The sequence below is a fragment of the Streptomyces sp. NPDC006463 genome, from assembly GCF_042870715.1.
Lineage (GTDB): Bacteria > Actinomycetota > Actinomycetes > Streptomycetales > Streptomycetaceae > Streptomyces.
In genome coordinates this window covers 1-11,974 of record NZ_JBIAHP010000011.1, presented here as the reverse complement: position 1 = coordinate 11,974, position 11,974 = coordinate 1, and the positions used below count along the sequence as shown (strand labels likewise).

The following is an 11,974-nucleotide window of genomic DNA, read 5'->3' as shown; positions in this document are numbered from 1 at the left end:
CCGCTGTCGGGATCCGGCCGATGGCGCAGGGCTTCGCAGACCTTACGACTGTCTCATGAGTGCTCCCGAGAGTGTATTTGTTCGCGATCACATGGCCTGTCGCAGCCTGCGAGATCCGTCCCGGGCGGTCCCGGCACCCCTCCCTGCTGCACACCCTGTCCGACACCTTCTGGTCCCGGCCCGCATCGCATCGTCGCCACGCTCTCCCAGCCACCCAGGGTAGTGGCGCGCTGGCTTTGAGTGATTGCCGTCGTGTTTCAGGGACCCTCCCGGGTGCAGAGTGGACGAGGCGGCCGCCACGTGCCTGGGTGGGCCTGGTCCCGATTCATTTCGCCGCGGGCCGCTGGAGCACGTGCTCAACGGCGCCACCACGCTGGTGAAGTCCCTCCGATGAGGACTTCGGCGGGCGGCAACCTTTCCCGGAGCGGCGGCAACTGACGGGCACACCAGAAGGCGATCACACCCACGGGTCGCCCGATCCCCGCCGCATGCCGCCGCGCACCGCTGACCTGAGCGGTTGTACGGGGCAGGGCCGAAGCAAGGAGTAGCCCCCATGAACGAGACGGATCCCACGGCGGACGGCCGCAGCCGGCGCAAGGCCGCGGCCGGTGGCGAGCGGCGTACGCGGGGGCGCCACCGCCGGCGCGGGATAACGATCGGCCTGATGCTGGGCGTGCCTGGAGTCCTCGGCCCCTACCTGCTCTTCGTGCAGGCCGATTCGAACGCCGCGACGGTGGATGCCGACGCCTACTACACGCTGACCTCTGTCCGCAGCGACAAGGTGCTCGACGTGCCGGGGGCGGACACGTCGGACGGCGTCTGGATACGGCAGGCGAGCCGCATGGCAGGTGCCGCGAGTCAGCAGTGGCGGCTGAGGCAGGCGGGGGACGGCTACTACGAGGTGGAGAACCGCAGCAGCCACAAGGTCCTCGGAGTGCGCGGTGCTTCCAAGGAGTCCGCGGCGGCCGTCGAGCAGCAGACCGACCACGGCTTTGCCACGCAGCAGTGGAAGATGCAGGACGTGGGCGATGGGGCGGTGAAGTTCGTCTCCCGGAGCAACGGCATGGTGCTGGACGTGTGGGGCGGCTCCACCGGCGAGGGGGCGCCGCTCATCCAGTACGCCGACCGGGGCAGCACCAACCAGCAGTGGAAGCTGGTGAAGGCGGCCGGCTCGGGCAGGTACACCTGGCACAACGCGCAGATCGTCGGTGGCGGCTTCGTCACCGGGCTGGTCTTCAACCCCGCCCGCAAGGACCTGCTGTACGCCCGGACCGACATCGGCGGTGCCTACCGCTGGGACGCGACCGCGGCCCAGTGGACCTCGTTGACCGACTGGATCGGTGGATCCGACTGGAACCTGCTCGGGATCGAGAGCCTGGCGACCGACCCCGTCGACCCGAACCGCCTGTACCTCGCGAGCGGCACCTACACCAACGACTGGGCGGGCAACGGTGCGATCCTCCGCTCCACCGACCAGGGCAAGACGTTCCAGCGCACCGACCTGCCGTTCAAACTGGGCGGCAACGAGGACGGCCGGTCCATGGGCGAGCGGCTGGTGGTGGACCCCGCCAACCACGGCACGCTCTACCTGGGCACCCGCAAGAACGGGCTCTGGCGCAGCACCGACTACGGCGTGACCTGGAGCCAGGTCGCCGCCTTCCCCGTCAAGGACGGTGCGAGCAGTGGCGTCGGCCTGTCCTTCGTGACCTTCGGCCCGGCCGGCAGCCGGACGATCTACGTCGGGGTGGCCGACAAGACCACCTCGTTGTACCGCTCCACCGACGGCGGCAGCAGCTGGCAGGCCGTGTCCGGCCAGCCCACAGGGCAGCTGCCGCAGCACGGTGTGCTGTCCGGTGACGGCTCGCTGTATCTCACGTACACCAACGCCCCGGGCCCGAACGGAGTGACGGCCGGTTCGGTGTGGAAGTACACGCCGTCCACCGGTGCCTGGAAGAACATTTCACCGTCCAGCGGTGGCTACGGCTTCGCCGGGCTGGCTGTCGATCCGCAGCGCCCGTCCACGGTGATGGTCACCACGCTGGACCGCTGGTGGCCCTCGGACGAGGTGTACCGGTCGACCGACGGCGGCGCCTCCTGGAAGGCGCTCGGCGCGACCTCGGTGCGGGACAACTCCGCGGCGCCGTACGTGGGCACGGGCATCGGGCACTGGATGGGCGCGCTCGCCATCAACCCCTTCGACTCCGGGCACGTGCTGTACGGCACCGGGTCGGGGATATGGGGCAGCAACGACGTGACCGCGGCGGACAAGGGGGGTGCCACGCACTGGACGGTCCCGGCCAAGGGGCTGGAGGAGACCGCGGTCCTCGGGCTGATCAAGCCCCCGGGCCTCCCGCTGATCAGTGCGCTCGGCGATGTCAGCGGATTCCGGCACGAGGACCTGACCAAGGTACCTGCCAAAGCACTCTCCGGACCGCTGTTCTCCAACACCACCGGCATCGACTTCGCCCAGGCGAAGCCGGGGTTCGTGGTCCGGGTCGGTCTCGGTGGCGAGCAGCACGGCGCCTATTCGACCGACGGCGGGGCCGGCTGGACGCCGTTCGCCGGGGAACCCGTGCGCGGAGCGGGCGGCGGGACCGTGGCGGTCTCGGCGGACGGCGCCGCCGTCGTCTGGACGCCCGCGGGCCAGAGGCCGTTCCACTCGACGAACCGCGGTTCGACGTGGACGGCCGCCTCCGGTCTGCCCGCGGACTCGGCCGTGGTGGCCGACCGTTCGTCGGCGAACACGTTCTACGCCCTCAAGGGCGGCACCCTGTACACCAGCGCCGATGGCGGCAAGAGCTTCACCGCCCGGGCCACCGGCCTGGGTGACGGACAGCTCAAGGCGGCCCCGGGCGTCGCCGGTGACCTGTGGATCACAGGCGGAAGCAACGGACTCCTGCACTCCACCAATGGCGGGGCGAGCTTCGACAAGCTCGCCGGCGTGCAGCAGGCGCACGGTGTCGGCTTCGGCAAGCCTGCCCCGGGCGCCACCTACCAGGCCCTCTACCTCAGCGGGACGCTGAAGGGCGTCACCGGGGTGTTCCGCTCCATCGACGGCGGTTCGACCTGGGTCCGGATCAACGACGACCAGCACCAGTTCGGCGGGAGCGTCATCTCCGTCATCATCGGCGACCCGGACGTGTACGGCCGGGTCTACCTTGGCGGCTACGGCCGTGGCGTGGTGTACGGCGACGTGTCCTGATCGCCTCGGGCCGGGGCGGGCGACCGTGCGCGGCGCCCGCCCCGGTCTCGGCGACATCGGCACCGGACCGGACCGGAGCGGCAACCTTTTCGGCTTCGGCGGCCACTGAGAAGTGCGACGTCGACTCGATCTACCGAACGGATGGGCATGAGGACAACGAAACACGGTGCGCCGCGGCCGCGGCGCAGACGCGGGGCGGCCGTGGGCATTGCGTTGGCGGTGATGGCCGTCGGTGTGCTGGCCTGCCTGGCCCTCACGCTCCTCCCCGGGAGCCGGTCCGGTACCGGGCTTCCCACCGACGCATCGGTAGCGGCTGCCCCAACGAACGCACCGTCCGGTTCCGGGTCGTCGGCAGCAGTGGTCGGCGCCGCGACCGCATCGACGCAGCCGACGGTCGCGAGCCCGCCCCCGCCGTCAGCCGCCAGTGTCCCGACGCCCTCGGCCTCCAGCCCGGCACGCACGGAGTCGGCAGCCTCTTCGGCGGGACGGATCAAGCCCTCGGTCAGCTACCAGGGAGTCGCGACTTCCTATGCCGCGGGTGACGGCAATGGTGCCTGCCTGTACGGACCGTCCGGCGATCTCATGATCGCGGCGATGAACCACACCGACTACGAGTCGGCCAAAGCGTGCGGGGCGTACGTGCGGGTCCGCGCCGCCAACGGGAACTCCATCACGGTGCGGATCGTCAACGAGTGCCCCCTGCCCTGCGCACCCGGGCAACTCGACCTCAGCCAACAGGCCTTCGCCGAACTCGCGAACCCCTCACTCGGCCGGATCCCGATCACCTGGACGCTGCTGAGCCCTGCCGCGCCCGACACGCTCTCCATCCGGTACAAGACCGGGTCCAGCCGCTTTTGGTGCGGCGTCCAGGTGATCGGGCATCGGAATCCGGTGGCGGTGCTCGAGCTCCGGACCGCCAACGGCTGGCGGAAGCTGCCCCGCACCGAGTACAACTACTTCCTCTCCACCGACGGCAGCGGATGCGGCGGAGCGATCAGGGTCACCGACCTCTACGGAGAACAACTGACCGTCGAGGGGATCGCACTGAAACCGGACGTCGCGCAACAGACCCGCGTCCAGTTCGCCCGGCATTGACCATGCCGTCCACCCACCGTCACGGCTCCGCCCCCGCGGTCGGCCACTGTCCGGCTGCGGTGACGGGCACTGTTACGCTCAAGCCGATTGTTAACGCGCACATCGCAGGGAGAGGGCGACCGGGGGAGATGCTCCTTCATGACGCGTCCGCGGAGTTCCACGACTTCTTCGAACGCCACTACGCCGAACTGGCCCGTCTCGCCCATCTCCTGACCGGCGAGACGGACGCGGCCGACGACCTCGCCGCGGATGCCCTGGTCGCCCTGTGGAAGCGCTGGGAGCGGCTTCGCCAGGCTGACCACCCGCTCGCCTACGCTCGCGGCGTTGTCGCCAACATGGCGCGGGAACGGATCCGCAGTGCGGTGCGCGAGCGGCGCCGGATCGCGCTGTTCTGGTCCCGCAGTCCGGAGCAGGTGGAGGGGCCGGACGTGGCGGCCGTGCTGGACGTACGTACGGCGCTCGCCCGGCTGCCGTTCCGGAAGCGGTCGTGCGTGGTGCTGCGCCACGCCTTCGACCTGTCGGAGAAGGACACCGCGGCGGCGCTGGGCATATCGGTCGGTACGGTCAAGAGCCAGACCTCGAAGGGAATGGCCGAGTTGGAACGGATACTTGGCACACGAGCGGTCGGCGACCTGGTGGCGGGGAGGAGGAACCGGTGAACGAGGACATCACCCGTCGGCTGCGCGACGCCGCCGAGGCCCACCAGCCCGATCGCGCCCGGATGCTGGCCCGCGTGGAACGCGGCGCGCCCGACGGCACCGTCCGTCACCACACACCGTCCGTCGCGAGATCCTGGCCCAAGGCCGCCCTCGCAGGCCTCGCCATCACCGCCACCCTGGCCACGGGTGGTCTCGCGGTCGCGGGCATCGTCCGGACTCCGCCACCGTCGGACAGCGCCACCACCCCGGCGACCCCGTCCCCTGCGGTTCCTTCCCGTCCGACGCCGTCGGCTCCCACCACGTCCACCACGCCCACCACCCCCGCCGCCCCGGCCCCGACTCCGACCACCACCGCCCCGGTCGGGCCGCGCCCCACTGCGCTGCCCAGCAGCCAGGTCCAGAACGGGCCCCTGTCGTCGGACGCCTCGGTGGACCCGCACAGCACCGTCTACTGGGCCCAGAGCAACCTCACGCTCAAGACCACCCAGCCGCTCACCTCGCTCACCGTGGAACTGCGCATCGCCCAAACCGGCGGCGTGCAGAACACCGGCAACTGGCGCACCCTGCCGAGTGAAGACTTCCTCTTCACCGTTCAGGAGGCCGGCGGGGCGCTGGTCTACCGCTGGGTTCTCAAACCGGGCCGTACCGTGCCGACCGGGCAGCACGAATTCGCCGGCCAGTACAACCACGCCACCGGCGTGCGCAACGCCACGGACGACGGCTACCGCGTCGACACGCAGACCTCGGGCGGCTCCGTCGCGGTCTGGGGAAGGTTCACCCCGGCACGGTGAGGACCGGCGAGGTTCCGGCCGAGGAGTCAGGGGCCTCGCGGCGCAAGCCGATCGCCTCCTCCAGGAGCCTCTCGGCGCGATCCAGGACGGCGGCTTGCGGATGCACCCGGAGCCGCACCAGCTGACGCCCTTCGCGGCGAACATCCGGCCGCGATTGAAGGAGGTGGGAATGGGGCTCATGGATGCGGACCACGCGGGGCTGGTTGTCGCGGCGCAGGCCGGTGACGACCGGGCGCGCGAGGAGCTGATCGCCGCGTACCTCCCGTTGCTCTACAACATCGTCGGGCGAGCGCTGAGTGGACATGCCGACGTCGACGACGTCGTCCAGGAAACCCTGCTGCGCGTGGTGCGCGACCTGCCTGCCCTGCGTGCCCCGGAGAGCTTCCGGTCCTGGCTGGTCTCGATCACGCTCCGCCAGATCAGTACCCACCGGCACCGGCAACGCGCCTTCGCCGGCCGGAGCACGGTCATCGACGAGGCACACCAGATACCGGACGCCGGCGCCGAACCTGAGGACATGACGATTCTGCGTCTGCATGTGTCGGACGAGCGCCGTCAGGTTGTCGAAGCCGGCCGGTGGCTCGACCCGGACCATCGAGTGCTGCTGTCGCTGTGGTGGCAGGAAGGCGCCGGCTCGCTGAGCCGTGACGACATCGCCGCCGCGACGGGGCTCACGGTCGCCCACGTCGGAGTGCGCCTGCAACGCATGCGCGAGCAGCTGGAAGTGAGCCGGACGATCGTCGCCGCGCTGAAGGCCGACCCGCGCTGTCCGCAGTTGGACGAGGCCATCATCGGCTGGGACGGTCTGCGTACATCTGTGTGGCGCAAGCGGATCGCGCGGCACACCCGCGGATGCCCGGTCTGCGCGGCGACGACGACAGAACGGGTTCCGGTCGAGCGACTGCTCCTCGGTCTCGCACCACTGGCGGTCCCGGCCGGGCTCGTCGCCGCGCTGGCCGCCAAGGGCCTGCTGTCGGGTACGGGGGCCGGCGCCGCCGGGCTGGCCACGGCACCCGTCGCCGTCGGCACGGCGACGGCGGGAGGCAGCCTGCACAGCTTGCTGATCGGTAAACTCCACGCGGTGACCGCTCATCCGCTGGTGGCCCTCGCCACCGGCGCGGTCCTCATCACCGGGACCGCCACCTACGTGACCTGGCCCGAACCGGCGCATCGGGTGCCCGGCGTCATCGCCGCTCCCACGGTCGGCAATCCCACGCCGATCCCGTCGCGCACCACCACGTCGGCCGGACCGTCCCCGGTGAGTCCGTCGGCCGTCGCGGGCACTGTTCCACTGGGCGCACAGTCGCTGGAGTCCGTGGACGAGCCCTCCCTGTACCTCACGTATGCCGGCGACTTCGCGACGCTCGGCCGAGTCTCGGCGTCCAGCAGCGTGCAGACGCGGCAGCGGGTCACCTTCACGGTCGTCGGCGGGCTGGCCGACACCCGCTGCGTCACCTTCCTCGCCGCGGACGGCCGCTATCTGCGCCATCGTGACCTCCGGCTACGGCTGAGCACCAACGACGGCAGCGAACTGTTCCGTGAGGACGCCACCTTCTGTCCGCACCCCGGGGCGGTCGCCGGGTCGGTGACCCTGCACGCGCACAACTATCCCGGTTCCGTCCTCCGCTACCGCGACGGTGGCATCTGGCTCGACGGCTCCGACGGCACTCCGGCCTTCGCCGACCAGGCTTCCTTCATCATGCGAAAGCCCTGGGCTTGAGAACCGCTCCTTGAGCATGTGGACCGAGTCGCCCCGTGACAGCTGGTGATCCTGCAACACGATCCTGCACCACGCTGCTCTCGACCCGGCAGCGAGCCGAGTGCTGCGCCGAAACCGGCTTCGGTCCGCGTTCGTCGACGGCTGACTCGGCGTGACCGGCTTGAAGGCTGATCACCGCGACCGCCACCGATAGCACCTCGCTGGTGATCAGGGCGGCGCCCTTTCCACGGGACGACCGGAACGCAGGGCTTGGCATAACGCTTTTCGCCCGCGAGATGCATCACCGGGCAATCATCCGGGCGGCGCCACTTTTCTGTTACGAGGCCGTGAGTTCGGAGGCCTCCATTGTGTGGGGTGCTCTTCCCGCCGCTCACCTTGACGGGCCGGCGTGGCAGGTCCCCCGACTTTCCCCGTTGACGTATCCCCTGAAGAAAGCCGCTCCAATGACGCGACACACCCACGCCTCCCGGGCGATCGGTAGGCAGGAACGGGCCCACGCCCTGCCCCGCACCCGACCCGCGACGGATCAGGCCGTACCGGCCGATGCGCGCACGATCACGGCACCCAGGGCGACTCGCGGCCCCCGAGGAGAATCATGAAGGGCCTGCACCGGCTCGGCCGGCGTCGCCGAACAGCGGTGATAGGACTGTCGGCCGCGGCGCTGGTGGCCGGTGTCGTGACGCTCCTGCCCAGCTCCGCCGGAGCCGCCGCCCTGGGTACGCAAGCGGCCCCCTCGGGCAGGTACTTCGGCACCGCTGTGGCCGCCGGCAGGCTCGGCGACTCGAAGTACGCCGCGATCGCGGACCGGGAGTTCAACATGATCACCCCGGAGAACGAGATGAAGTGGGACGCCATCGAACCGTCCCGCGGCAACTTCAACTTCGGCCCCGCCGACCAGATCGTCAACCGCGCCATGGCACACGGCCAGCGCATGCGCGGCCACACCACGGTCTGGCACTCGCAGCTCCCGTCCTGGGTCAGCTCCATCGGCGACGCGAACACGCTGCGCAGCGTGATGAACAACCACATCACCACCGAGATGACCCACTTCAAGGGCAAGATCTACGCCTGGGACGTGGTCAACGAGGCCTTCGCCGACGGAGGCAGCGGCCAGCACCGCAGCTCGGTGTTCCAGAACGTGCTGGGCAACGGCTTCATCGAGGAGGCGTTCCGCACCGCCCGGGCGGCCGACTCCTCGGCCAAGCTCTGCTACAACGACTACAACATCGAGAACTGGTCGGACGCCAAGACCCAGGGCGTCTACAGCATGGTCAAGGACTTCAAGTCCCGCGGCGTGCCGATCGACTGCGTCGGCTTCCAGAGCCACTTCGGGGCCGGCGGCCCACCGTCCAGCTTCCAGACCACCTTGTCCAACTTCGCCGCCCTGGGCGTGGACGTCCAGATCACCGAGCTGGACATCGCCCAGGCGTCGTCCACCAACTACGCCAACGCGGTCAACGCCTGCCTGTCCGTGACCCGGTGCACCGGCATCACGGTGTGGGGCATCCGTGACAGCGACTCCTGGCGCAGCGGCGAGAGCCCCCTGCTGTTCGACAACAACGGCAACCCCAAGGCCGCTTACACCACCGTCATGAACGCCCTCAAGGCCGCCTCCGGTACCGCCCCGGGCGGGACGCCCGGCGGAACCGGTACCGGGCAGATCAAGGGCGTCCCCTCCGGTCGTTGTATCGACATCAACGGTTCCACCACTGTCAACGGCACCCAGGCGCAGCTGTCGGACTGCAACGGACAGACGAACCAGCGCTGGACCTACACCTCCGGCAAGCAGCTGATGATCTACGGCAACAAGTGCCTGGACGCCATGGCCAAGGGCACCAGCAACGGCACAATGGTGGTCATCTGGGACTGCAACGGCGGCGCCAACCAGCAGTGGAAGATCAACACCAACGGCACGATCGTCGGCGTCCAGTCCGGGTTGTGCCTCGACGCCGTCGGCGCGGCGACCGCCAACGGCACCAAGATCCAGCTGTACTCCTGCGCGTCCGTCGACAATCAGAAGTGGACCGCCCCGTCCGGTTCGGGCGGCGGCACGTGTGCTCTTCCCTCTACGTACAAGTGGAGTTCGACGGGTGCCCTCGCACAGCCGTCGAACGGGTGGGCCGCGGTGAAGGACTTCACCCACGTGGTGCACAACGGCAAGCACGTGGTCTACGCGTCGAGCGCAGAGGGAACCTCGTACGGCTCGATGGCGTTCAGTCCCTTCACGAACTGGTCGGACATGGCGTCGGCCGGCCAGACCAAGATGAACCAGAACGCGGTGGCGCCCACGCTGTTCTACTTCGCGCCGAAGAAGATCTGGGTGCTGGCGTACCAGTGGGGTGCGTCGCCCTTCAGCTACCGCTTGTCGAGCGACCCCACCAACCCCAACGGCTGGTCCGCGCCGCAGCCGCTGTTCACCGGCAGCATCCCCAACGCCGCCCCGATCGACCAGACCCTGATCGCCGACGACCAGAACATGTACCTGTTCTTCGCCGGTGACAACGGCAAGATCTACCGGGCGAGCATGCCGATCGGGAACTTCCCGGGCAACTTCGGCTCGTCGTACACGACGGTCATGAGCGACACGGTGAAGAACCTGTTCGAGGCGCCGCAGGTCTACAAGGTCCAGGGCCAGAACCAGTACCTCATGATCGTCGAGGCTCGGGGTGCGAATGAGCAGCGCTACTTCCGCTCGTTCACGGCCTCCAGCCTGAGCGGTTCGTGGACCCCGCAGGCCGCCAGCGAGAGCAACCCCTTCGCCGGCAAGGCCAACAGCGGTGCCAGCTGGACCAACGACATCAGCCACGGTGATCTGATCCGCAACAACCCCGACCAGACCATGACCATCGACCCCTGCAACCTGCAGTTCCTCTACCAGGGCAAGTCCCCCGAGGCGGGCGGCCCCTACGACCGACTCCCGTACCGGCCGGGTGTCCTCACCCTGCAGCGCTGACCTGCCCGATCCACGGTGATGTGCAAGGAGAACACCTCCCGATGAAGAACCCCACAGCCGGCGGGCGCCGCGGGCGTCACCGCCGTCGCCGGAGCGCCACCGGTCTGCTGCTCGGTGTGCCCGCAGTCCTCGTGCCGTACTTCCTGTCCGTGTAGGAGGACTCGCAGGCCGAGACCAGCCGGTAGTGCCTACTACCGGCTGGTCGCCCGGTCTGGGTGGACAAGACCACCACGCTCAGGTGCCTGGTGGACTGGCGATCTGGCTCGGGAACTCGGCTATCTCGGGGGTGAGCCTCACAGGGGCACAGACCCTCGACCTCCGCAGGGTCGCGGCGGCAGAGGTCGCGGTCGCCATCGAGTACGCCGGTGAGCACGGCATACGAGGCAGGGGCGCCTGGGCGGCGGATCGGGTTGAGAGGGCCGGGAACCGGAGGAACGTGGCGGGCCGCCTTCCGGTGTCAGAAGCGCGATGAATCCGCACCGACGGAAGACGGTCGCCGTCCGCGTTCCCTAGGGGTGGCTGGTGGCGCGGAGGTCCGCGAGGAGTTCGGCCTGGCCTTGCAGGACGCCGGAAAGGATGCCTCTGGCGACCCGCAGCAGTTCGGCGATCTGGGGGTGGGTGAGGCTGTAGTAGACGTTGGAGCCTTCGCGGCGCGTGACCACTAGGTTGGCCTTGCGCAGGACGGCCAGCTGCTGGGAGAGGCTCGCGGCCTCCACTCCGACCTCGGGGAGCATCTCGGCGACCGCGTGCTCGCGTACGGACAGGAGTTCCAGGACGCGGATTCGGACCGGGTGCCCCAGCGTTTTGAAGAACTCCGCCTTGAGCTGGTACAGCGGTGTGCTCACCTGGGTACCCCTGCCTTGACTGCCCATCTCATCCACCCGGAACCGTTTCGCAGGAGCATCCGTCACGCCCCTCTTCACACCTTGCGACCTCCACAATTGCAGATCCCTGCAACTCCAGGGACCCCAGTGGGCGACGTTCGTGACGTCCGGACCCCCGGGAGAGGCCTTTCGCCGGTCAGGTGGGGCCCGTACTCCCAGGTCCTGGCGGGTGGTGTGGCGCCATTCGTCTCGACCTGGACGCTCACCGGTTCGCCCCGCCCGTCACGGTGCGGGCCAGGGCCGTAGGGGCCGTGGGCCCGGCCGGGCTGGGTACGGCGGTAGCGGGCGGCCTCGTCGGGTCGGCGATGTCGGCCGGGCCGTGGGCGGTCACCGTCCAGCCGGTGGCGGCCGGACCTGGTAGGTCGGCAGTGCGCGCCCGGGGAGGGTGGCGGCCTGCACTCGCGAGCGGCGAATGACGCGTCCGCACTCCATCACGTGGGTGGCGGGGAGGGTCATCGTGCGGCCTTCCGGCTGCGGTGCGGTCGGTGACGGGTACGGGACAGCAGTCCCGGCTGCTCCAGGCGGGGGCGGTCACGACGATGTGCTCGGCCAGGAGGGCACATTCCTCGTCGCTTAGAGGTCCTAACAAAGGCGTTGGACATGTCGGTGGGTGATGAGGCAGGTGGCGAGGCCGAGGAAGGCTTCGTGGATGTCGTCGCGTCGTTCCCAC

The 11,974-nt window shown here is 69.5% G+C and carries 7 protein-coding genes; 6 read left to right on the top strand and 1 reads right to left on the bottom strand.

Going from position 1 to position 11,974, the window contains the following annotated elements:
• The first annotated feature begins 553 nt into the window (after window positions 1-553).
• The 6 genes from ACFYOB_RS20775 (at window position 554) to ACFYOB_RS20750 (ending at window position 10,420) form a co-directional block, all read left to right on the top strand.
• A complete protein-coding gene (locus tag ACFYOB_RS20775; protein ID WP_388561462.1) occupies window positions 554-3,202 on the top strand; it encodes an RICIN domain-containing protein in 2,649 nt (882 codons plus the stop codon).
• Between the two features lie 141 nt (window positions 3,203-3,343).
• The gene (locus tag ACFYOB_RS20770; protein ID WP_388561460.1) at window positions 3,344-4,297 is read left to right on the top strand and encodes an expansin EXLX1 family cellulose-binding protein; all 954 of its coding nucleotides are present in this window, start codon (window positions 3,344-3,346) and stop codon (window positions 4,295-4,297) included.
• Between the two features lie 128 nt (window positions 4,298-4,425).
• Complete coding sequence (locus ACFYOB_RS20765) at window positions 4,426-4,956, top strand: SigE family RNA polymerase sigma factor (RefSeq protein WP_388561458.1); 531 nt, start codon at window positions 4,426-4,428, stop codon at window positions 4,954-4,956.
• Window positions 4,953-5,747 carry a hypothetical protein gene (locus ACFYOB_RS20760; RefSeq protein WP_388561456.1) on the top strand — a complete coding sequence of 265 codons (795 nt, stop codon included), beginning with the start codon at window positions 4,953-4,955 and terminating at the stop codon, window positions 5,745-5,747. Before ACFYOB_RS20765 ends, ACFYOB_RS20760 begins: the two co-directional genes overlap by 4 nt.
• A gap of 169 nt (window positions 5,748-5,916) precedes the next feature.
• Complete coding sequence (locus ACFYOB_RS20755; protein ID WP_388561454.1) at window positions 5,917-7,467, top strand: sigma-70 family RNA polymerase sigma factor; 1,551 nt, start codon at window positions 5,917-5,919, stop codon at window positions 7,465-7,467.
• A gap of 595 nt (window positions 7,468-8,062) precedes the next feature.
• Complete coding sequence (locus ACFYOB_RS20750) at window positions 8,063-10,420, top strand: non-reducing end alpha-L-arabinofuranosidase family hydrolase (protein ID WP_388561452.1); 2,358 nt, start codon at window positions 8,063-8,065, stop codon at window positions 10,418-10,420.
• Between the two features lie 509 nt (window positions 10,421-10,929).
• On the opposite strand, the gene ACFYOB_RS20745 is transcribed toward ACFYOB_RS20750, so the two are convergent.
• On the bottom strand, window positions 10,930-11,265 hold the full coding sequence (locus ACFYOB_RS20745; RefSeq protein ID WP_388561450.1) for an ArsR/SmtB family transcription factor: 336 nt from the start codon (window positions 11,263-11,265) through the stop codon (window positions 10,930-10,932).
• Window positions 11,266-11,974: the final 709 nt, after the last annotated feature.